This is a genomic window from Klebsiella sp. AqSCr, assembly GCF_008452795.1.
Taxonomy (GTDB): domain Bacteria; phylum Pseudomonadota; class Gammaproteobacteria; order Enterobacterales; family Enterobacteriaceae; genus Klebsiella; species Klebsiella pneumoniae.
On the sequence record NZ_MJDM01000005.1, the window covers coordinates 11,110 to 31,403 of the forward strand.

The 20,294-nt window shown below is 59.9% G+C and carries 21 protein-coding genes and 1 pseudogene; 14 read left to right on the forward strand and 8 right to left on the reverse strand.

Annotated features, from left to right (window positions below):
• The 6 genes and pseudogenes from BHE81_RS28570 to xthA all read right to left on the reverse strand — a co-directional run.
• A pseudogene (locus BHE81_RS28570) lies at window positions 1-793 on the reverse strand (thiamine ABC transporter permease); the annotation flags it as partial.
• Entirely contained in the window at window positions 766-1,944 is a 1,179-nt protein-coding gene (locus BHE81_RS03875; protein WP_004224226.1) for an ABC transporter substrate-binding protein, read from the reverse strand. The pseudogene BHE81_RS28570 and the gene BHE81_RS03875, both read right to left, overlap by 28 nt.
• A 2-nt stretch (window positions 1,945-1,946) precedes the next feature.
• Window positions 1,947-2,507, reverse strand: a complete 561-nt coding sequence (locus tag BHE81_RS03880; RefSeq protein WP_023285006.1) for a carboxymuconolactone decarboxylase family protein — start codon at window positions 2,505-2,507, stop codon at window positions 1,947-1,949.
• On the reverse strand, window positions 2,504-3,214 hold the full coding sequence (locus BHE81_RS03885) for a TVP38/TMEM64 family protein (protein ID WP_004151923.1): 711 nt from the start codon (window positions 3,212-3,214) through the stop codon (window positions 2,504-2,506). Before BHE81_RS03885 ends, BHE81_RS03880 begins: the two co-directional genes overlap by 4 nt.
• Complete coding sequence (locus BHE81_RS03890; protein WP_004140389.1) at window positions 3,201-3,857, reverse strand: TVP38/TMEM64 family protein; 657 nt, start codon at window positions 3,855-3,857, stop codon at window positions 3,201-3,203. The genes BHE81_RS03885 and BHE81_RS03890 overlap by 14 nt, the downstream gene beginning before the upstream one ends.
• A gap of 213 nt (window positions 3,858-4,070) precedes the next feature.
• Window positions 4,071-4,877: an exodeoxyribonuclease III gene (gene xthA, locus BHE81_RS03895; RefSeq protein ID WP_002901486.1), complete on the reverse strand. Its 807-nt coding sequence runs from the start codon at window positions 4,875-4,877 to the stop codon at window positions 4,071-4,073.
• A gap of 438 nt (window positions 4,878-5,315) precedes the next feature.
• Between xthA and BHE81_RS03900 the strand changes: the two genes are divergently transcribed.
• The 6 genes from BHE81_RS03900 (at window position 5,316) to spy (ending at window position 12,168) form a co-directional block, all read left to right on the forward strand.
• Window positions 5,316-6,536, forward strand: coding sequence for an aspartate aminotransferase family protein (locus tag BHE81_RS03900; RefSeq protein ID WP_009309117.1), 1,221 nt, complete (start codon window positions 5,316-5,318; stop codon window positions 6,534-6,536).
• Entirely contained in the window at window positions 6,533-7,567 is a 1,035-nt protein-coding gene (astA, locus tag BHE81_RS03905) for an arginine N-succinyltransferase (RefSeq protein WP_004183681.1), read from the forward strand. Before BHE81_RS03900 ends, astA begins: the two co-directional genes overlap by 4 nt.
• The gene (astD, locus tag BHE81_RS03910) at window positions 7,564-9,042 is read left to right on the forward strand and encodes a succinylglutamate-semialdehyde dehydrogenase (protein WP_023302051.1); all 1,479 of its coding nucleotides are present in this window, start codon (window positions 7,564-7,566) and stop codon (window positions 9,040-9,042) included. Before astA ends, astD begins: the two co-directional genes overlap by 4 nt.
• Window positions 9,039-10,364, forward strand: a complete 1,326-nt coding sequence (gene astB / locus BHE81_RS03915; RefSeq protein ID WP_016947395.1) for an N-succinylarginine dihydrolase — start codon at window positions 9,039-9,041, stop codon at window positions 10,362-10,364. Before astD ends, astB begins: the two co-directional genes overlap by 4 nt.
• 9 nt (window positions 10,365-10,373) lie before the next feature.
• Complete coding sequence (astE, locus tag BHE81_RS03920; protein ID WP_004224242.1) at window positions 10,374-11,339, forward strand: succinylglutamate desuccinylase; 966 nt, start codon at window positions 10,374-10,376, stop codon at window positions 11,337-11,339.
• A 343-nt stretch (window positions 11,340-11,682) separates the two neighbouring features.
• Window positions 11,683-12,168 (forward strand): ATP-independent periplasmic protein-refolding chaperone Spy, encoded by a 486-nt coding sequence (gene spy, locus BHE81_RS03925; protein WP_004217130.1) that lies wholly within the window; start codon window positions 11,683-11,685, stop codon window positions 12,166-12,168.
• 87 nt (window positions 12,169-12,255) lie between these two features.
• Here spy and cho read toward each other — a convergent pair whose 3' ends face one another.
• Both cho and nadE read right to left on the reverse strand, forming a co-directional pair.
• A complete protein-coding gene (gene cho / locus BHE81_RS03930; protein ID WP_004176514.1) occupies window positions 12,256-13,119 on the reverse strand; it encodes an excinuclease Cho in 864 nt (287 codons plus the stop codon).
• A gap of 100 nt (window positions 13,120-13,219) precedes the next feature.
• Window positions 13,220-14,047, reverse strand: a complete 828-nt coding sequence (gene nadE / locus BHE81_RS03935; protein WP_004151921.1) for an ammonia-dependent NAD(+) synthetase — start codon at window positions 14,045-14,047, stop codon at window positions 13,220-13,222.
• Window positions 14,048-14,329: 282 nt separating this feature from the next.
• On the opposite strand from nadE, the gene osmE reads away from it, so the two are divergent.
• From osmE to chbG, 8 genes are all read left to right on the forward strand, one after another.
• On the forward strand, window positions 14,330-14,668 hold the full coding sequence (gene osmE, locus BHE81_RS03940) for an osmotically-inducible lipoprotein OsmE (RefSeq protein WP_002901544.1): 339 nt from the start codon (window positions 14,330-14,332) through the stop codon (window positions 14,666-14,668).
• A gap of 278 nt (window positions 14,669-14,946) precedes the next feature.
• Window positions 14,947-15,267, forward strand: a complete 321-nt coding sequence (gene chbB, locus BHE81_RS03945; RefSeq protein ID WP_002901547.1) for a PTS N,N'-diacetylchitobiose transporter subunit IIB — start codon at window positions 14,947-14,949, stop codon at window positions 15,265-15,267.
• Between the two features lie 19 nt (window positions 15,268-15,286).
• Window positions 15,287-15,403, forward strand: a complete 117-nt coding sequence (locus BHE81_RS28050; protein ID WP_004217133.1) for a hypothetical protein — start codon at window positions 15,287-15,289, stop codon at window positions 15,401-15,403.
• A gap of 11 nt (window positions 15,404-15,414) precedes the next feature.
• Window positions 15,415-16,773, forward strand: a complete 1,359-nt coding sequence (chbC, locus tag BHE81_RS03950) for a PTS N,N'-diacetylchitobiose transporter subunit IIC (RefSeq protein WP_004148091.1) — start codon at window positions 15,415-15,417, stop codon at window positions 16,771-16,773.
• A 53-nt stretch (window positions 16,774-16,826) separates the two neighbouring features.
• Entirely contained in the window at window positions 16,827-17,174 is a 348-nt protein-coding gene (gene chbA, locus BHE81_RS03955) for a PTS N,N'-diacetylchitobiose transporter subunit IIA (RefSeq protein ID WP_004140356.1), read from the forward strand.
• A 27-nt stretch (window positions 17,175-17,201) separates the two neighbouring features.
• The gene (gene chbR / locus BHE81_RS03960; protein WP_002901552.1) at window positions 17,202-18,026 is read left to right on the forward strand and encodes a transcriptional regulator ChbR; all 825 of its coding nucleotides are present in this window, start codon (window positions 17,202-17,204) and stop codon (window positions 18,024-18,026) included.
• A 110-nt stretch (window positions 18,027-18,136) separates the two neighbouring features.
• Complete coding sequence (locus BHE81_RS03965; protein WP_004209901.1) at window positions 18,137-19,483, forward strand: 6-phospho-beta-glucosidase; 1,347 nt, start codon at window positions 18,137-18,139, stop codon at window positions 19,481-19,483.
• A 12-nt stretch (window positions 19,484-19,495) separates the two neighbouring features.
• On the forward strand, window positions 19,496-20,254 hold the full coding sequence (chbG, locus tag BHE81_RS03970; protein ID WP_023279912.1) for a chitin disaccharide deacetylase: 759 nt from the start codon (window positions 19,496-19,498) through the stop codon (window positions 20,252-20,254).
• The last annotated feature ends 40 nt before the right edge of the window (window positions 20,255-20,294 follow it).

Here is a 20,294-nt window from a genome sequence, read left to right on the forward strand (position 1 = left end):
TTATCGTTGCCATCAGGATCGAGGTAAGCCAGAACAAACCACCGCCGAGGATCGCCATCAGCAGCAGGCTGGCCAGCGCCCCTTTGGCCTGCTGCAGCTCATCGCCCTGGCTTAACCATTGCCACGCCAGCACGGCGAGGGTGGGCGGATTGCCGGGCCCCAGCACCAGGGCGACGTCTACCGCCGACAGGCTCCAGGCGGTGGTGGCCAGCAGCACCATGCCGAGGGCGGGCAGCAGGGCGGGCAGCACCAGCCAGCGCAGGCACTGCCAGCGGCCGTAGCCGAGGCTCTTCAGGGCGGTCGCCTGGTCGGCGAGGCGTTTCTCTCCCAGCAGGCCATAAATCACCCACAGCACAAAGGCGCTCTCTTTCAGGGCCATCGTCAGGCCAAGCCCGATGCCGTACCGGTCGACCGGCGGCGTCAGAAACGGCAGCCGCTGCCAGAGCCAGCCCCCTTCGGCGAACAGCAGCAGCGCCGCCGTCGCCAGGGCGAGATGGGGCACCGCCAGCAGCAGCGGCAGACGGGAAGCCAGCCGCCGCCAGCGGGCCGAAGGCCAGAGGGCGGCGACGATGGTCAGGGCGATCAGCAGCGCGCCGCCGACGGACAACAGCGTGGAGACGAGGGTGGCGGCCAGCGCCTGGCTCAGCTGCGGGTCGGCGAACAGCGCCCGCCAGTGGGCTGGGGAGCGCGCAGCGCCCACCAGTTCCCCGGCGGCGGGGAGCAGCGGCAGATAGATCGCCGCCATCGCCCCCCAGGCCAGCAGGATCAGTGGGTACCGTAGCGGCGCAGCCATTCCTGCTCCAGCGCGTCAACCCATGCCGCGTGAGGCTCGGCAAGCACCGGCGGCAGATCCTGCGGCAGGGCTGCCGCCAGCGCCTGGCGCTGGCCATCAGGCAGACGCTGCGGATCCAGTACGCTCGGATCGCCCCAGACGGCGGCATCGGCCTTGCGCAATTGCGCCTCAGGGGAGAGCAGGAAATTGGCCACTACTTTGGCGCCAGCGATAGCGCGGGCGTTAGCCGGGATGGTAACGAAATGGACGTTGCCGAGGGTCCCCACGGTAAAGCCGAAGCTGTAGCTGTCCGTCGGTAATTCGCCGCTGGCGGCTTTCTGCCGGGCGTGCAGGGGGTTAAACGTCAGCGACAGGCGGAGGGTGCCCTGGTTGAGCATGGCGTCCATCCGCGCCGGCGACGCCGGGAAATCCTTGCCCGCCCGCCACAGGGCCGGGTGCAGCGCATCGAGATAGCGCCACAGCGGGGCGGTGACCGCCGCGAAGGTCGCCGGCTGCGGCGGCTGGCGCAGGGCGGCTGGCTGGTCGGTGAGCGCGATCAGCAGTTGCTCCAGCAGGGCGGTACCGGTGAAGTCCGGCGGCCGCGGGTAGGTTACGCTGCCCGGATGGGCTCTGGCGAAGGCCAGCAGGGCCTGCGGGCTGGTGGGCGGCTGCGGCGTTTGCCCGCGGCGGGCGATAAACGTCAGCTGGGCGCTGCCCCACGGCGACTCCGCGCCCTCGGTGGCGACAGAAAAATCTTCCCGTACCGGCTTTTGCAGATCGACATAGCGCCAGTTGGGCAGCGATTCGGCCCAGCCGGTGAGCAGCAGATCGGCCTGCTTAAGCGTGCGAAAGTTTTCGCCGTTGATCCACAGCAGATCCACTGACCCGCCCTGGCGACGACCGGCCTGCGCCTCGGTTTGGATGCGTTTCACTGCGTCGGCGGCGTCGGCGACAGGCACAATACGCAGGTCGATTGCGTAATAGCGTTTGACCTCTTCGCTGACCCACGCCAGATAGCGATTGACGGCCGGATCGCCGCCCCAGGCGTTAAACCAGACGGTCTGTCCGCGGGCTTCCGTCTGAATCTGCCGCCAGCTGTCGTCGGCATTAACCGCCAGCGGCCAGAGCAGCAGCAGGCACAGACAGAGGCTGTAATCACGCAAACGGCGCATCGTTACTCCTTATTCTGCGAGGAAGAGGTGGGTATCTGGCACAACCCCTGAGCCGGGATCGCCATCGCGGCATTGAACCGCGCTGATAAATTTTGCAGGCCGATCAGGGCGGTCAGCTCGGTGAGCGCCCGGGCGCCAAAATGCGCGGCCATCGCGCTACGCAGGGCATCATCCACCGCCGGCGGCGTCTGGGTGGCGGCTTCGGCATAGGCCAGCGCCAGGCGCTCTTTTTCGCTGAACAGCGTACTGCTGCGCCAGTCGGCGACCGCCAGCAGCTTGTCCTGGCTCCCGCTCCGCGCCGCGAGGGTCATGCTGGTGATATCGATACAGAATTCGCAGTGGCACAGCTGGGCGATGCGGGCGCTGACCAGCGAGCGCAGCACCGGATCCAGCGGCGAGCGGCGGCGTTCAATATAGCCCACGAACAGCGAAACCAGGTAAAACAGCCATGGGATCCGTCCCCACCAGCGAATGGGGCTCAGCACTTGGCCGTAATGCCGGCGGTGCAGCCAGGCCTGCGGACGAAGGATCAGGGGGACAGAATCCAGTGGGGGTAAGCTCATGGCGACGATCTCTTATGACGTTCACGGTAAATATTTTTGGCGATAGAGATGACCACCGCCAGGGCAAAAAGCAGCGAAAGCCCGGTGGCCAGCCAGAAGGTGCCCCCGGTGAGCAGACTCCCGGCCCAGGAATAAACGATAGTCGCCGGGAGCTGGCCCACGCCGGTGGCCAGCATAAAGGGCCAGAAGCGCAGCGAGGTTAATCCGGCGGCATAGCTGACCGGGTCAAACGGGACAAACGGCAGCAGGCGGCAGACCAGGATCGTCTGCGGGCCAAAGCGGGTGAAATAGCCGTCGGCACTGCGCAGCACCGCGCGGCCGGTGAGTTTCTCCACCACTTCGCGCCCCAGCGCTCTGGCGATGCAGAAGCAGAGCCCGGCCCCGACCATGGCGCTGAACCACGACAGCGCCCCGCCCCAGAAGGCGCCGAACAGGGCGGCGTTCGCCAGGGTAATCAGGAAAGCCGGCAGCGGAGCGACGATCGCCTGGAGGATCATCAGCGCAAATGAGACCAGCGCGGCCTGCGGCCCCCAGGCGGCGATAAACCCTCTGACCTGCTGCGGATCCAGGGAGGCTAACGCCGTCAGACTCTGCTGCAGAAAGGTACGCCCGCCAGGAAACCACAGCCAGGCGGCCAGAGCGGCGGCGACCACGACGGCAAGGGCCAGCCGGGCGCGGCGCAGGTGACGGCGATCAGGTTGGGTCATGGCGCACCTCCTCACTGCACGCCGCCACGCGACGGGCGCGGGCAAACCGTTTGCCTATCTGCACCAGGGCAAACAGCAGCCCGCCGGCGAGGCTCAGTTTGAGCGCGAAGGCGAGGGTCACCCCCTCGCGGGCCAGTTCGCTGGCCATCACCGAATAGATGACCAGACCCGGCAGGGTGGTCACGGCCGAGATCAGGGTAAAGGGCCAGAAGCGGATCGCCGTCAGGCCGTAGGCGTAATTCTGAATGTTGTAGGGAAAGAGCGGCACCAGGCGGGTGAGGATCAGGAAATCGCAGCCGCTGCGGGCGATACCGCGCTCAATCGCCTGAAAGACGGTGGTATGGCCCACATAGCGCTGCAGCAGATCGCGTCCAAGCCAGCGGGCGATTAAAAACGACAGCGAAGAGGCGAGGGTGGCGGCGGCAAAGGAGAGCAGGGAGCCTGTTAGCGGGCCGAAGAGCATCCCGCCGGCGATCACCAGCAGGCTGCCGGGGATCAGACACAGGGTGGCAATGATAAACAGCGCAGCATAGACCAGATATCCCCAGGCGCCCTGATGGCGGAGGGTGTCCTGAAGCAGATGCAGGTGAGTCAGCAGATCGTGGAGACCGACGCGGTGGCTGATAACGGCCAGCGTGGCCACCAGCGCGAGAAGTCCCAGCCCTTTACCAATGGCCGGATGACGGCTTCTTTTGCATGAGAGGTGCTCCTGTACAGTCTGGACGCAGTGGACATCAAAAAGTGCGCGCGACAGTATCCTGTTCCGACGACCGTCACAATGGTTTACCGTCGCTTTGTTGATTTTGCTCAGGAAATTCTGCCCCCCGCACAGCGGGAGGCGAGAGAAGGGCGTGAATTATGGCCGGAAGGTGGCCCACACCGGCGCGTGGTCGGACGGTTTTTCCATCCCGCGGATCTCGTAATCGATCCCGGTTTCCACGCAGCGCTGCGCCAGAGGCTGGCTGGCCAGCAGCAGATCGATGCGCAGCCCACGGTTATCGTCGAAGCCTTTGGAGCGGTAATCAAACCACGAGAAATGCTCATGATTGTCGGGGTTAGCCTGACGCCAGGTATCCACCAGGCCCCAGCCCAGCAGGCGGTCCATCCATTCCCGTTCTTCCGGCAGGAAGGAACATTTGCCGGTGCGCAGCCAGCGTTTGCGGTTCTCTTCACCGATACCGATGTCCAGATCGGTAGGACTGATGTTCATATCGCCCATGATCAGCACCGGATTCTCTTTGTTGAGTTCGGTCTCCAGATAGTTCTGCAGATTCTGATAGAACGCCGCTTTGGCCGGGAATTTGGTTTCATGATCGCGGCTTTCACCCTGCGGGAAATAGCCGTTAATCACTGTGACGTTGCCGAAGGGCGACGGGATCTCCGCCATAATGATGCGGCGCTGAGCCTCTTCGCCATCGTCCGGGAAACCGCGGCGGACGGCAATCGGCGTCTCTTTGGTCAGCAGCGCGACGCCATAATGGCCTTTCTGCCCGTGATAAAAGACGTTATAGCCGAGCCTGGCGACCTCTTCGAGAGGGAACATGTCGTCGTGAACTTTGGTTTCCTGCAGGCCAATCACGTCCGGCTGGTGTTTTTCGACGATGGCGGCCAGTTGGTGTGGGCGGGCACGCAGGCCGTTGATATTAAAAGAGACGAATTTCATAGTCGCTGCCACTGTGCAAGGTGAATAGTGCAGGGATGGTAGCAGAAATTCGCCAGGCTGGCTGCCACCGGATGCGTCATTCTGCCAATCGCTGCGCATGAGCGTGCTGTGGGTGCCCCTTTTGCGGGCATGCCGCGCCAAAAAAGGGCAAATAGCTACGATAAATTTCGCAGAGGATCACAATTACAGAATTATATCTTACCATTGCATAATTTATCTTCTTTAATCACTGTTTATCCCCCTTTGTCGGATACTTATTCACTAAATATGCATTTTATGTGAATAGCGTTCGGCTGTAACTCATTGATTCTGCGTTATCTCATCCGATTTATGCATTTTTATCGCTGGCTGGCACGAACCGTGCAATCTACATTTACAGCGTAATAACTCATATTTATTAACATTATTGCTACTTTTAATTTACCGGAAGAGGTCGATATGTCTCAGTCAATTACGCGTAACCACTTTGATGAATGGATGATGCCGGTCTACGCGCCAGCGGCGTTTATTCCGGTGCGGGGCGCCGGGTCACGGCTGTGGGATCAGCAGGGCAAAGAGTATATCGATTTTGCCGGCGGTATCGCCGTGAACGCGCTGGGGCATGCCCATCCGCGTCTGGTGCAAGCCCTGACCGACCAGGCCGGCAAGTTCTGGCATACCGGCAACGGCTACACCAATGAGCCGATCCTGCGTCTGGCCAAAATGCTTATCGATGCTACCTTCGCCGACCGGGTCTTCTTCTGTAATTCCGGCGCCGAGGCCAATGAGGCAGCGCTCAAGCTGGCGCGTAAATATGCCCACGATCGCTTTGGCAGCGAGAAAAGTGGCATCGTCGCCTTTCAAAACGCTTTCCACGGGCGGACGCTGTTCACCGTCTCGGCGGGCGGTCAGCCGGCCTATTCCCGGGATTTCGCCCCGCTGCCGCCGCAGATCCAGCATGCCGTATTTAACGATCTCGAGTCGGCAAAGGCCTTAATCAATGAGCAGACCTGCGCGGTGATCGTCGAGCCGGTGCAGGGCGAAGGGGGCGTGGTGCCGGCCAGCGTCGAGTTTTTACGCGGCCTGCGTCAGCTTTGCGACCAGCACAACGCCCTGCTGATTTTCGATGAAGTGCAGACCGGGGTCGGGCGCACCGGCGAGCTGTATGCCTATATGCACTACGGCGTGACGCCCGATGTGCTGACCACCGCCAAAGCGCTGGGCGGTGGTTTCCCTATTGGCGCGCTGCTGGCGACAGAGGCCTGTGCCAGCGTGATGACCGTCGGCACCCACGGCACCACCTACGGCGGTAACCCGCTGGCCGGGGCGGTGGCCGGCGAACTGCTGTCGATCGTCAACACCCCGGAAGTGCTCTCCGGCGTCAGACAGCGCCATCAGTGGTTTTGTGAACGCCTGCAGGCAATTAACGCCCGCTATGGCCTGTTCAAGGAGATCCGCGGCCTGGGACTGCTGCTCGGCTGCGTGCTAAACGACGCCTGGGCCGGGAAGGCGAAAACCCTCAGTAACCTGGCGGCGGAAGAGGGGGTGATGATTCTGATCGCCGGCGCCAACGTGGTGCGTTTCGCGCCGGCGCTGAACGTCAGTGAAGAAGAGGTGAACAGCGGGCTGGATCGCGTCGAGCGGGCCTGCGCGCGTTTCGTGGCAGGAGTCTCATCATGATGGTTATTCGACCGGTGGAGCCGGGCGATTTGCCCGGGCTGCTGAAGCTGGCAGCGGAGACCGGCGGCGGGCTGACCTCGCTGCCGGTGGATGAAGCGACCCTCGCAGCGCGGATCGCCCGCTCGCAGCAGACCTGGCGCGGCGAGCTACCGAAAAGCGAGCAGGGCTATGTCTTTGTGCTGGAGGAGAGCGAAAGCGGCGCGGTGGTGGGCATCTGCGCGATCGAGGTGGCGGTGGGGCTCAACGATCCCTGGTATAACTACCGGGTCGGCACCCAGGTCCATGCCTCGAAGGAGCTCAACGTCTATCAGGCGCTGCCGACGCTGTTTCTCAGCAACGATCATACCGGCAGCAGCGAGCTGTGCACCCTGTTCCTCGACCCGCAGTGGCGCAAAGAGGGCAATGGCTATCTGCTGTCGAAATCACGCTTCTTATTTATGGCCGCCTTTCGCGAGCGCTTCAATGAGAAGGTGGTCGCCGAGATGCGCGGGGTGATTGACGAGCAGGGCTACTCGCCGTTCTGGGAGAGCCTGGGCAAACGCTTTTTCGCCATGGAGTTTTCCCGTGCCGACTACCTGTGCGGCACCGGACAGAAGGCTTTCATTGCCGCCCTGATGCCCAAGCATCCGCTGTATATCGATTTCCTTTCCCCTGAGGCACAGGCGGTGATCGGCAAGGTTCATCCGCAGACCGCCCCGGCCCGGACGGTGCTGGAGAAAGAGGGGTTCCGCTACCTGAACTACATCGATATTTTCGACGGCGGCCCGACTCTGGAGTGCGACATCGACCGGGTGCGGGCGATCCGCAAAAGCCGTCTGGTGACCACCGAGGCAGGTGAAACCTCGCCCGGTGACTGGCCGCTGTGCCTGGTGGCGAATGAACAGTATCACCAGTTCCGCGCTCTGCTGGTGCATGCCGATCCGGATGGCGACACCCTGACCCTCAGCGCCCGCGAACTGGATATGCTGAAGTGTCATGCCGGCGACCAGGTGCGCATGGTGCGCCTGATCCCTGAGGAGAAAACTGCATGAGTCTGTGGATTAACGGCGAGTGGCGGCCCGGCCGTGGGCCAGGTTTCAGTAAACAGGATCCGGTTAACCTGAAGGTTGTCTGGCAGGGCGAGGCGGCGGATGCCGGGCAGGTTGCCGAGGCGGTGGCGGCTGCCCGCCAGGCGTTCCCGTCCTGGGCGCGGCTGCCGTTTGCCGCCCGTCAGGCGATCGTTGAAAAGTTTGCCGCTCTGCTGGAAGCCAGTAAGGCGGAGCTGACGGCGGTTATCGGCGCCGAGACCGGAAAGCCGCGCTGGGAGGCGGCCGGGGAAGTGACGGCGATGATCAACAAGGTGGCGATCTCGGTGAAGGCCTACCACGTCCGCACCGGCGAACAGCACAGCGACCTGCCCGACGGCGCCGCCACGCTGCGTCACCGGCCGCACGGCGTACTGGCGGTGTTTGGCCCCTATAACTTTCCCGGCCATCTGCCGAACGGGCACATCGTGCCGGCGCTGCTGGCGGGCAATACCGTGGTCTTTAAACCCAGCGAACTCACCCCGCGCAGCGGCGAAGCGGTGGTGAAACTATGGCAGCAGGCCGGCCTGCCCGCCGGGGTGCTCAACCTGGTGCAGGGCGGTCGGGAAACCGGCGAGGCGCTCAGCGGTCAGGCGGATATCGACGGGCTGCTGTTTACCGGCAGCTCAACCACCGGTTTTCATCTGCATCGCCAGCTGGCCGGGCAACCGCAGAAGATCCTCGCGCTGGAGATGGGCGGCAATAACCCGCTGATCGTCGACGATCCGCGGGACGTGGATGCCGCGGTGCATCTGACCATCCAGTCCGCCTTTATTACCGCTGGCCAGCGCTGCACCTGCGCCCGGCGTCTGCTGGTCCGACGCGGAGAGGCGGGCGATGCCTTCCTCTCCCGGCTGGTGACGGTGAGCCAACGGCTGATCCCGGCGGCGTGGGACGCCGAGCCGCAGCCGTTTCTCGGCGGGCTTATCTCTGAACAAGCCGCGCAGAAAGTGCATCAGGCCTGGCTGCAGCGGGTCGCCGCTGGCGCGGTCACCCTACTGGAGCCGCGGATATTGCAGGCCGGGACGTCGCTGCTAACGCCGGGGATTGTCGACATGAGCGACGTGGCCAATGTCGAGGATGAAGAGGTGTTTGGCCCGCTGCTTGGGGTCTGGCGCTACGACACTTTCGAGGAGGCGATTGCCTTGGCCAACGCTACCCGCTTCGGCCTCTCCTGTGGGTTAATCTCCCCGGAACGGGAGAAGTTCGATCGACTGCTGCTCGAGGCGCGGGCAGGGATAGTTAACTGGAACAAACCGCTGACCGGGGCGGCGAGTACCGCGCCGTTCGGCGGCACCGGGGCGTCCGGTAACCATCGTCCGGGGGCCTGGTATGCCGCCGATTATTGCGCCTGGCCGATGGCCAGCCTTGAATCGCCGACCCTGACGCTGCCCGCCAGCCTGAGCCCGGGGCTCGACTTTCTGGCCAGGGAGGCGTCATGACCGCCCGCGAAGTCAACTTTGACGGTCTGCCCGGGCTGACCCATCACTACGCCGGGCTCTCCTTTGGCAATGAGGCTTCCACCCGGCATCGCTATCGGGTGTCTAACCCGCAGCTGGCGGCCAAGCAGGGGCTGAAAAAAATGAAAGCCCTCGCCGACGCTGGCTACCCGCAGGCGGTGATCCCGCCGCAGGAGCGTCCCAACGTGCCGCTTCTGCGCCAGCTGGGCTTTAGCGGCAGCGATGAGCAGGTGGTGGCCCGGGTGGCGCAGCAGGAGCCGGATCTGCTGTCGGCGGTGAGTTCGGCCTCGGCGATGTGGGTGGCGAACGCGGCGACGGTGTGTCCCTCCGCCGATTCGCTGGATGGCCTGGTGCATCTGACGGTGGCGAATCTGCAGGATAAATTCCACCGCGCCAGCGAAGCACCGACTACAGAGGCGCTGCTGCAGGCGATTTTCCCCGACCGCACGCGATTTGCTATCCACCCGGCGCTGCCCGCCTCGGCCTGGTTTGGCGACGAAGGGGCGGCGAACCATAATCGTCTCGGCGGCGAGTATGGTGCTCCCGGCGTCCAGCTCTTTGTCTATGGCCGCCGCCGGGGGAGCGAGGAGGCGCCGCGTCGCTATCCGGCGCGGCAAACCCTTGAGGCCAGCCAGGCGGTAGCGCGCCTCAATCAGGTCAATCCCCGCCAGCTGATCTTCGCCCGCCAGCATCCGGCGGCGATCGACACGGGGGTTTTTCATAACGACGTCATCGCGGTGAGCAACCGTCAGGTCCTGTTCTGCCATGAGCAGGCCTTTGCCGACCAGACCACGCTTCTCCAGCAGCTGGCGCAGCGGGTGCCGGGTTTTACGCCGCTGGTGGTTCCCGCCAGCCGGGTCTCGGTGGCAGAGGCGGTTGCCACCTATCTGTTCAACAGCCAGCTGTTGAGCCGGGCGGATGGCAGCATGGCGCTTATCCTGCCTCAGGAAGCGCAGGAGCATGCCGGCGTCTGGGAATACCTCAATGAGCTGCTGGCCGGGGATAACCCCATCGCCGACCTGCGGGTGTTCGATCTGCGCGAGAGCATGGCCAACGGCGGCGGTCCGGCGTGCCTGCGCCTGCGGGTGGTGTTGACGGCCGAGGAGTATCAGGCGGTCAATCCGCACGTCCTGATGAACGATACGCTGTTTGCCACCCTCAATGACTGGGTGGATCGCTACTATCGCGATCGTCTCACCCAGGCCGACCTCGCCGACCCGCAGCTGCTGCGGGAAGGGCGCGACGCGCTGGATCGGTTGACCCAGATCCTGCAGCTCGGTTCGGTTTATCCATTTCAGCAATAAGGGGGCGCGGTGGAACATTTTCTGGCATTAACCCTGGCGGGGCGTTTGCCCCACCATTTTCACGGCGAGACGGCCCATTTCCGCTGGCACTGGCTCGGGGAGGGGATCCTTGAGCTGACGCCGCATGCGCGCTGCGAGCGCGGGCTGGTACTTTCCTGCGCCATTCATGGCAACGAAACGGCGCCGGTGGAGATAGTCGACCAGCTGGTGCAGCGACTGGTCCGCGAGGCGCTCCCGCTGCGCTGGCGGCTGCTGGTGATCGTCGGCAACCCACCAGCGCTGCGGGCGAATAAGCGCTATCTGCACAGCGATATGAACCGCATGTTTGGCGAGCGCTGGCGGCAGTTTCCGCTCAGTGAGGAGACGCAGCGGGCGCAGCGGCTGGAGCAGGCGGTAGCCCGCTTTTATCGCGACCACGATGGCCCGCGCTGGCACCTCGATCTGCATACCGCGATCCGCGGGTCGCTACATCCGCGCTTCGGCGTGCTCCCGGCCCGCGATACGCCGTGGGAGGAGGATTTTCTTCACTGGCTGGGCGGCGCCGGGCTGGAGGCGCTGGTGTTTCATCGCCAGCCCGGCGGGACCTTCACCCACTTCAGCTGCGAACGGTTCGCGGCGCTGGCCTGCACCCTTGAGCTGGGCAAAGCGCTGCCGTTGGGGGAAAACGATCTGACGCAGTTTGCCGCCGTCCAGCGGGCGCTCTCCCGGCTGCTGGTGGGGGATCTGGCCATTGCCGACGCCCCGGCGCCGCTGCGCTACCGGGTGGTACAGCAGCTAACCCGCCATAGTGATGATTTCCGCTTGCATATGGCGGATCAGACGCTGAACTTCACCCCCTTCGAACCCGGCACGCTGCTGGCGGAGGAGGGCGAGACGCGGTATGTGGTGGGGCCTGAGACGGAGTATGTTCTGTTTCCTAACCCGACGGTGGCGAAAGGACTGCGCGCCGGCCTGATGCTGGAGAAATTATCCTGAGGGCAAGCCGTCCGCCGGGCGGCCTGCTTTATTGCGCGCGTCTTTTTTCGCCATCTTATTTTTTCGTGCTCCACTGTAAATTTGCAGATTATTCCTGGTAAAATGCTTTGTTTTTAATCTCCCCTCCTTTATACTCTCCATAATTTCTCTGCAAAACAGTAAGTTATTTATTTTTTATTGCAATTCTTCGGCTAAATTCCTTATTTTCTCCATAATTGGCGAGAAACTGTTTTTTACACTTTCATTGTTTTACTCTTGCTCTGACTAATTGACGATTAACGTCGTAAAGTTAATCTCGTCAACACGGCAACGCGCCGTAAGAATAACGTAAAGTAAGGATTGAATGATGAAGAAACTCACTGCACTGTTTGTTGCCTCTACTCTGGCTCTGGGCGCGGCTAACCTGGCACACGCCGCCGATACCACCACCGCGCCGAGCGACAGCAAGCCGATGATGATGCATCATAAAGGCGGCCCGGGTCAGCATGACATGATGTTTAAAGGCCTGAACCTGACCGATGCGCAGAAGCAGCAGATCCGCGACATCATGAAGAGCCAGCGCGAAAATATGAAACGTCCGTCCCTTGAAGAACGCCGCGCGATGCACGATCTGATCGCCAGCGACACCTTCGATAAGGCGAAGGCGGAAGCGCAGATCGATAAGATGGAAGCGCAGCATAAAGCGATGGCGCTGTCCCGCCTGGAAACGCAGAACAAGATCTACAACATTCTGACCCCAGAGCAGAAAAAACAGTTCAATGCTAATTTTGAGAAGCATCTGACAGAACGCAACGCGCCGGCAGGTAAAATGCCTGCACCTGCTGAATAATTTAGCGCACCGAATCAAGACCGCCGGTCTTGCCCAATAATGCCATCAGGCGTTGGGCAGGGCCGGCGGTTTTTTATTGGTGGCTTCTCAGCCAAGCGGATGCAGCGGATAGTCTCCGCTGAGCAAAGGCTTACAGAGGATCTTGTAACCATCCTGGTCAAATCCGGCGGGCAGACGGGTCAACTCCGCCGCCTGGTCGAGCGATTCAACGGCGCCCAGCCACAGCCAGTTATGAATGACGTGATACTGCGTCATGTCCGGGCCGCGCTCCTCCAGCGCCACGGGCCCCGCCCACGGCCAGCACACCAGCTGCAGTCTGCTCATCTGCGCCAGCAGGCGCTCTCTGTGCGCCTCCACGCTCTCCTTTCCACAGCAGGCCCCGGCGCAGCGGCCCAGCGCGGAGCGAAAGCAGGCGCGGCCGCGGCTGAGTGGTTCCAGACCAAGCAGGCCATAACAGAGGCGCTGTTCGTCAGCGAGGCTCTGCAGCATCTGCAGCGCCGCTCGCCGGTTGGCGAACAGGCCATAGAGATGCTGCTGGTGCGAGAAATCAACCTCACGGGCATAGACAATCTGCGGCCGGTCGTCCGCAAGTAGCCAGGCGCAGAGCTGCTTGTTACGCCGTAGCCGCTTGTTAAACAGCGGCTGCTGCTCTTTAATCAACCGCGCCTCCAGCAGCAGCGCTCCCAGCTCGCCAGCGGTGCGCTGCCAGGTGATACGCCGCGACTGACGCAGCATCGCGGCCTCTTCAGGGGTGCGCAGGTGGGATAACACCCGGCTGCGGAGGTTGACGCTCTTACCGATATAGAGCGGCATCGTGTCGCTGTCGCCGTGAAACTGATAGACGCCCGGCAGCTTCGGCAGCGCCTCCAGCCACGGGCGAAGATGTTCGGGATATTCATAGATCGCCGCCGCCTCAAACTCGAGACGCGGGGCTGATTGCTTTCTGGCCACAATAACTCCTGGTACTGTCTATCCATCCAGTATAGCAGGCCATTTTTGCGGCGAAAAGGACAAAAAATAACCCCGGCGCAGGCCGGGGCGGGGGGAGAGACTATTTTTTCCAGAAATCGTCAAAGACGGTGATCGGCGGCCGACGCTTGTGTTCGGTTTTCAGATACCAGCCCTCGATCGTTTTGGCGATGCTCGGGTCCAGCGTTTTGCCTTCCAGATAATCGTCGATGTTCTCGTAGGTGACACCCAGGGCCACTTCATCCGGCAGGGAGGGGCGATCGTCTTCCAGGTCGGCGGTGGGCAGCTTCTTATACAGATGTTCCGGGCAGCCGAGATGGGCCAGCAGCTGTTTGCCCTGACGTTTGTTCAGGCGGAAAATTGGGTTGATGTCGGTGCCGCCGTCGCCATATTTGGTGAAAAAGCCGGTAATCGCTTCCGCCGCATGGTCGGTACCGACCACAACTCCTTTGGTCATTCCGGCGATGCTGTACTGGGCCTTCATTCGCTCACGGGCTTTTTCATTTCCGCGAACGAAGTCGCTCAGTTCGATGCCAGCTTCGCGCAGCGCCTGTTCGCTGGCCAGCACCGCAGCTTTAATATTGACTGTCAACACCCGGTCAGGCTGGATAAATGCGATGGCGTCCTGGCAGTCCTGCTCATCAGCCTGCACGCCATAGGGTAAACGGACGGCGATAAACTGCAGGCTACTGTCGCCGGTTTCGGCACGCAGTTCGTTAATCGCTATCTGGCACAGTTTTCCCGTCAGGGTGGAGTCCTGACCGCCGCTGATACCCAGCACCAGCGATTTAATAAACGGGTAGGTCTGCAGGTATGACTTCAGGAAATCGACGCTGCGGCGGATCTCGCCTGCGACATCAATCTGCGGCTTTGCGCCCAGCGCCTGAATAATCTCTTGTTGTAGCGTCATCGCGCCCTCCGAAAGTGAATCTGTTTGGCAAGCTGTTGGCTTAAAGCTACCTCTTTGCCGCTGAAACGACAAGGACCGGGGTTTTGACTGCCGGAAAAGAAGGCAATCAATGACATAGGTTTTCATTATAGATGCTGTACCGCGCATTGCGCCGCCGTCCGACGTCGGCAGAACAATCCTGTTTACGCAATAACATAACCTGACATGATTTCGCTGTTCGGCTTGAAAAATAACACTATTTATTCCAGGCTTATCGTTACACAGTAGAAAAGAGGAACCAAAATGAACAAAAGCTTAGCAGGAATACTGGGCGTCACCGTCGCGTTAACCTTACTGGCGGGCTGTACCGCTTACGATCGTACCAAAGACCAGTTTACCCAGCCGGTGGTGAAAGATGTGAAGAAAGGGATGTCGCGTCAGCAGGTGATGCAGATCGCCGGCAAACCTTCAACGGAAGTCACCATGGTCCATGCCCGCGGCACCTGCCAGACCTATATCCTCGGTCAACGAGATGGTAAAGTTGAAACCTACTTTGTGGCCCTCGACGAAACGGGTCACGTCATGAACTCCGGCTACCAGACCTGCGCCGAGTATGATACCGACCCGCGCAACGCCAGGTAAGCTTCCTACTGTTTACTGACTTCTACGTAAGCCCGACCACTGGTCGGGCTTTTTTGTGAGTCATGATGCTTATTTAATTGCGCGAATTATTTGGATGAAAATGTGAGGGTAGTCAAAACCGGAGGTCAATGAGAGACAATTCTGTTCAACAGCGAATTATCCTGGCGGCTCAGCTTGCCGTATACTCAACTCATAAACAGAATTAACCGGATGTTACCAGTCTTACCGGCTCTCAGCGGTTACTGAAGGCCCTGGTCTCACACATTGAGGAAGCGTTCATGGAAAAGAAACACATTTATCTCTTCTGCTCGGCAGGCATGTCCACGTCACTGCTGGTCTCCAAAATGCGCGCGCAGGCGGAAAAATATGAAGTCCCGGTCATTATTGAAGCCTATCCCGAAACCCTCGCGGGCGAAAAAGGGCCGGAAGCCGACGTAGTATTATTAGGGCCACAAATTGCGTATATGTTACCGGAAATTCAGCGCCTGCTGCCGAATAAACCGGTTGAAGTTATCGACTCCCTTCTCTATGGCAAAGTTGATGGTTTAGGGGTATTGAAAGCCGCCGTCGCGGCTATTAAGAAAGCTGCAGCACAATAATTTTAACTTTTAAAACTCGATGTATTTTGACGCCTGGCGGCTGACTGTTGCCGGACGTCAAAAAATAATGAGTTTATTTTCCCGTCAAAGAGTAATTTCATACATCATCGCCGTAATAGTTTATTGCGGCTTTTAAGGGTATTGACTATGAGTAAAGTGATCGATTCGCTTGAAAAGGTACTCCTTCCTTTTGCAGTGAAAATAGGAAAGCAGCCGCATATTAATGCAATAAAAAATGGATTTATTAAATTAATGCCGTTGACCCTCGCCGGGGCCATGTTTGTGTTAATTAACAACGTTTTTCTGAGCTTCGGCGAAGGCTCTTTCTTTTATTCCATGGGCATTCGCCTGGATGCCTCCACCATTGAAACCTTAAACGGCTTTAAGGCTATCGGCGGAAACGTCTATAACGGCACCCTCGGGATTATGTCGCTAATGGCGCCGTTCTTTATCGGCTCCGCGCTGGCGGAAGAGCGCAAAGTTGACCCGATGGCAGCTGGCCTGCTGGCGGTGGCGGCCTTCATGACCGTGACCCCGTATAGCGTGGGCGAAGCCTATGCGGTGGGCGCCAACTGGTTGGGCGGGCAGAACATCATCTCCGGGATGATTATCGGTCTGGTCGTTGCGGAACTGTTCACCTTCGTGATCCGTCGCAACTGGGTGATTAGACTGCCGGACAGCGTGCCGGGGTCGGTATCACGCTCTTTCTCAGCGCTGATCCCGGGCTTCTTGATCCTCTCCATCTTCGGCATTATCTCGTGGGCCCTGGCGAGCTATGGCAGCAACTTCCACCAGATCATCATGGACTCTATCTCGACGCCGCTGGCGGCGATGGGCAGCGTGGTTGGCTGGGCATACGTTATCTTTAACTCTCTGCTGTGGTTCTTCGGTGTGCACGGTTCTCTGGCGCTTACCGCCCTGGATAACGGCATCATGACGCCGTGGGCGCTGGAAAACATCGCGCTGTACAACCAGTACGGCTCTGTTGATGCGGCCATCGAAGCGGGCAAACAGTTCCACTTCTGGGCTAAACCGATGCTCGACTCCTACATCCTGCTGGGTGGCTCCGGGGCGACGCTGGGTCTGATTATCGCCATCTTTATCGCTTCTCGCCGCGCTGACCATCGTCAGGTTGCCAAGCTGGCGCTGCCGTCAGGCATCTTCCAGATTAACGAACCGATTCTGTTTGGTCTGCCGATCATCATGAACCCGGTGATGTTCATCCCGTTCGTGCTGGTTCAGCCGATTCTGGCGGCCATTACGCTGGCGGCCTACAGCCTGGGGATTATCCCACCGGTGACCAACCTGGCGCCGTGGACTATGCCGACCGGTTTGGGAGCGTTCTTTAACAGTAACGGCAGCGTTGCCGCCCTGCTGGTGGCCCTGTTCAACCTTGGCGTCGCTACCCTGGTCTACCTGCCGTTTGTGGTGCTGTCGAATAAAGCGCAGACCGTTATCGAGCAGGAAGAGAGCGAAGAAGACATCGCTAACGCACTGAAATTCTGATACCGCGCGGTACGGGCAGCGTCCCGTACCGCCTGATAAATGAGGGAAATATTATGTTTGATCTGGACAACATCGACGCGGTAGAGACCCCGGAAAATGACCTCGAAGAGGTAGTGATGGGGCTGATTATCAACTCCGGACAAGCCCGTAGCCTGGCCTATGGCGCGCTGAAGCAGGCGAAGCAGGGCGACTTTGCCGCAGCGAAAGCGATGATGGAGCAGTCGCGCCAGGCGCTGAGCGAGGCGCATCGCGTGCAGACCCAGCTTATCGAAAGCGACGAGGGCGAAGGGAAAATGAAGGTCAGCCTGGTGCTGGTGCATGCCCAGGACCATCTGATGACCTCCATGCTGGCTCGTGAGCTGGTGGCCGAATTGATTGAGCTGCACGAGAAGGTACAATAGGCCATCGCGACGATGAGGCAGCCCAGAATGATGACCACCGAGATCAGTACCGCCAGAGAACAACAGCTGTTCAACGGGAAGAACTTTCATGTGGTCATCTATAACAAAACGGAAAGCGTGAGCGGGCTTCACCAGCATGATTACTACGAATTTACCGTGGTGTTAACCGGGCGCTATTACCAGGAGATCAATGGCAAACGGGTGCTGCTGGAGCGCGGGGATTTCGTCTTTATCCCGATGGGCTCGCACCACCAGAGCTTTTACGAGTTCGGGGCGACGCGCATCCTTAACGTCGGCATCAGCAGACGCTTCTTTGAGAAACACTACCTGCCGCTGCTGCCGTTTGGTCTGGTGGCTTCGCAAGTCTACGCCGTGCAGAGCGCTTTTCTCGGCTACGTTGAGTCGGTCATCGCCTCACTCAATTTTCGCGAAACGGAATTTGACGAATTTATCGAGCTGGTCTCCTTTTATGTCATTAACCGTTTACGTCACTATCGTGAAGAGCCGGTTGCCGACGTGACGCCGCAATGGTTAAAAAATACCGTGGAAGCCATGCATGATAAGCTGAAATTCGGTGAAGGCGCTCTCGAAAATATGGTTCGCTTATCCGGAAAAACGCAGGAATATTTAACCCGGGCGACCCAGCGCTATTATGGTAAAACGCCGATGCAGATAATTAATGATATCCGTATCAACTTTGCCAAAAAACAGCTGGAAATTACCAATTATTCGGTGACGGATATTGCGTATGAATCAGGGTACAGCAGCCCGAGCCTGTTTATTAAAACCTTTAAAAAACTGACGTCGTTTACGCCGAGCAGTTATCGCAAACATTTGACCAGTATTAATTAAACCCGCGCGGCGTTCGCCGCCAGGTTTATACCGAAAATCATTCAAGTTAACTGTCCGCATTGTTGCGGAGAGCGGCCTGCGTCCAGGCGCAGCGCCTAAGGGAGAAAAAGATGAGCCAGAAATTAAAAGTAGTCACTATTGGCGGCGGCAGCAGCTATACCCCGGAATTACTGGAAGGATTTCTGAAACGTTATCATGAACTGCCGGTAAGCGAACTGTGGTTGGTAGACGTCGAAGAGGGACAGGAGAAGCTCGATATTATCCACGCGCTGTGCGAGCGGATGGTGGAAAAAGCCGGCGTGCCGATGAAAGTCTATAAAACGCTGGATCGCCGCGCAGCGCTGCAGGGCGCAGATTTCGTCACCACCCAGCTGCGCGTGGGCCAGCTGAAGGCGCGTGAAAAAGATGAGCGCATCCCGCTGAGTCACGGCTACCTGGGCCAGGAGACCAACGGGGCGGGCGGGTTGTTTAAAGGACTGCGCACCATCCCGGTGATTTTCGATATCGTGAAAGATGTGCAGGAAATTTGCCCCGACGCATGGATCATCAACTTCACCAACCCGGCGGGCATGGTCACCGAGGCGGTCTATCGCCACACCAATTTCAAACGCTTTATCGGCGTGTGCAACATTCCTATCGGCATGAAGATGTTCATCACCGACGTGCTGCAGCTGAGCCCGAGCGATGAGCTGAATATCGACCTGTTTGGTCTGAACCACCTGGTGTTCGTCCGCGACGTGCTGGTTAACGGTGTCTCGCGCTTCGATGAGCTGCTGGACGGCGTGGCCTCCGGCCGTCTGACCGCGAACTCGGTGAAAAACATCTTCGACCTGCCGTTTAGCGAAGGGCTGATCCGCTCCCTGCGCCTGATCCCATGCTCTTACCTGCTCTACTACTTTAAGCCAAAAGAGATGCTGGCGATTGAGATGGGCGAGTACTACAAAGGCGGTGCGCGCGCCCAGGTGGTGCAGAAGGTGGAGAAACAGCTGTTCGAGCTGTATAAAAACCCGGATCTTAACGTTAAGCCGAAGGAGCTGGAGCAGCGCGGCGGGGCCTATTACTCTGATGCCGCTTGCGAAGTAATCAATGCCATCTATAACGACAAGCAGACTGAGCACTATGTGAATATCCCGCATCATGGTCATGTCGATAATATCCCGGCGGACTGGGCGGTAGAGATGAGCTGCACCTTAGGCCGCGACGGCGCGAAGCCGACGCCGCGCATTACTCATTTCGATGAGAAGGTGTTAGGGCTTATCTACACCATCAAGGGGTTCGAAGTGGCGGCCAGCCAGGCGGCGATCAGCGGTGAGCTGAACGATGTCCTGTTGGCGCTGAACTTAAGCCCGCTGATCCATTCCGATCGTGACGCCGAACAGCTGGCGCGGGAGATGATTCTGGCGCATGAAAAATGGCTGCCGAACTTTGCGGCGACGATCGAAAAACTAAAATCGTAACGGGAGTAGCAAATGGAACGCGTATTGATCGTCAATGCCGACGACTTCGGCCTCAGTAAAGGGCAGAACTACGGCATTATCGAGGCCTGTCGCAACGGCGTGGTGACATCGACCACCGCGCTGGTCAACGGCGCGGCCATTGACCACGCCGCCCAGCTGAGCCGCAGTACTCCGGAGCTGGCGGTCGGTATGCACTTTGTGCTGACGCTGGGCGAGCCGCTGTCGGCCATGCCGGGATTAACCCGCGATGGCCGGCTGGGCAAATGGATCTGGCAGCAGGCGGAAGAAGATAGCCTGCCGCTGGAAGAGATCGCCCACGAGCTGGCGTGTCAGTACCGTCGTTTTGTCGAACTCTTCGGCCATGAGCCGACGCATATCGACAGCCATCACCATGTGCATATGTTCGCCCAGATTTATCCCATCGTCGCGGCCTTTGCCCGCGAGAAGGGCATTGCGTTACGCATTGACCGCCAGGTGGCGGCGCAGAGTGGGCTCGACCAGCAGGCGGCGCGCAGCAGCGCCGGCTTCAGCAGCGAGTTTTACGGCGAAGCGGTCTCTGAGGAACTGTTTCTGCAGACGCTGGATGCCTCCATCGCCCGCGGGGAGCGCTCCCTGGAGGTGATGTGTCATCCGGCTTATGTCGATCGGATCATTATGGGCAGCGCCTACTGCTATCCGCGACTGGATGAGCTTGATGTGCTGACATCTGCCTCGCTGAAAGCGGCGGTGGCCGAGCGGGGTTATCGTCTGGGAACCTACCGCGACGTGTAAGCCCGACGGGGGAAAGGGAAAGTGAATCAAGCCCGGCACA

What these genes read in the sequence shown, in the direction of transcription:
- BHE81_RS03875 (WP_004224226.1), bottom strand. Translation starts at nt 1,944, where the DNA reads ATGCGCCGTTTGCGTGATTACAGCCTCTGTCTGTGCCTGCTGCTGCTC.
- BHE81_RS03880 (WP_023285006.1), bottom strand. Translation starts at nt 2,507, where the DNA reads ATGAGCTTACCCCCACTGGATTCTGTCCCCCTGATCCTTCGTCCGCAG.
- BHE81_RS03885 (WP_004151923.1), bottom strand. Translation starts at nt 3,214, where the DNA reads ATGACCCAACCTGATCGCCGTCACCTGCGCCGCGCCCGGCTGGCCCTT.
- xthA (WP_002901486.1), bottom strand. Translation starts at nt 4,877, where the DNA reads ATGAAATTCGTCTCTTTTAATATCAACGGCCTGCGTGCCCGCCCACAC.
- BHE81_RS03900 (WP_009309117.1), top strand. Translation starts at nt 5,316, where the DNA reads ATGTCTCAGTCAATTACGCGTAACCACTTTGATGAATGGATGATGCCG.
- astA (WP_004183681.1), top strand. Translation starts at nt 6,533, where the DNA reads ATGATGGTTATTCGACCGGTGGAGCCGGGCGATTTGCCCGGGCTGCTG.
- astD (WP_023302051.1), top strand. Translation starts at nt 7,564, where the DNA reads ATGAGTCTGTGGATTAACGGCGAGTGGCGGCCCGGCCGTGGGCCAGGT.
- astB (WP_016947395.1), top strand. Translation starts at nt 9,039, where the DNA reads ATGACCGCCCGCGAAGTCAACTTTGACGGTCTGCCCGGGCTGACCCAT.
- spy (WP_004217130.1), top strand. Translation starts at nt 11,683, where the DNA reads ATGATGAAGAAACTCACTGCACTGTTTGTTGCCTCTACTCTGGCTCTG.
- nadE (WP_004151921.1), bottom strand. Translation starts at nt 14,047, where the DNA reads ATGACGCTACAACAAGAGATTATTCAGGCGCTGGGCGCAAAGCCGCAG.
- osmE (WP_002901544.1), top strand. Translation starts at nt 14,330, where the DNA reads ATGAACAAAAGCTTAGCAGGAATACTGGGCGTCACCGTCGCGTTAACC.
- chbB (WP_002901547.1), top strand. Translation starts at nt 14,947, where the DNA reads ATGGAAAAGAAACACATTTATCTCTTCTGCTCGGCAGGCATGTCCACG.
- BHE81_RS28050 (WP_004217133.1), top strand. Translation starts at nt 15,287, where the DNA reads ATGTATTTTGACGCCTGGCGGCTGACTGTTGCCGGACGTCAAAAAATA.
- chbC (WP_004148091.1), top strand. Translation starts at nt 15,415, where the DNA reads ATGAGTAAAGTGATCGATTCGCTTGAAAAGGTACTCCTTCCTTTTGCA.
- chbA (WP_004140356.1), top strand. Translation starts at nt 16,827, where the DNA reads ATGTTTGATCTGGACAACATCGACGCGGTAGAGACCCCGGAAAATGAC.
- chbR (WP_002901552.1), top strand. Translation starts at nt 17,202, where the DNA reads ATGATGACCACCGAGATCAGTACCGCCAGAGAACAACAGCTGTTCAAC.
- BHE81_RS03965 (WP_004209901.1), top strand. Translation starts at nt 18,137, where the DNA reads ATGAGCCAGAAATTAAAAGTAGTCACTATTGGCGGCGGCAGCAGCTAT.
- chbG (WP_023279912.1), top strand. Translation starts at nt 19,496, where the DNA reads ATGGAACGCGTATTGATCGTCAATGCCGACGACTTCGGCCTCAGTAAA.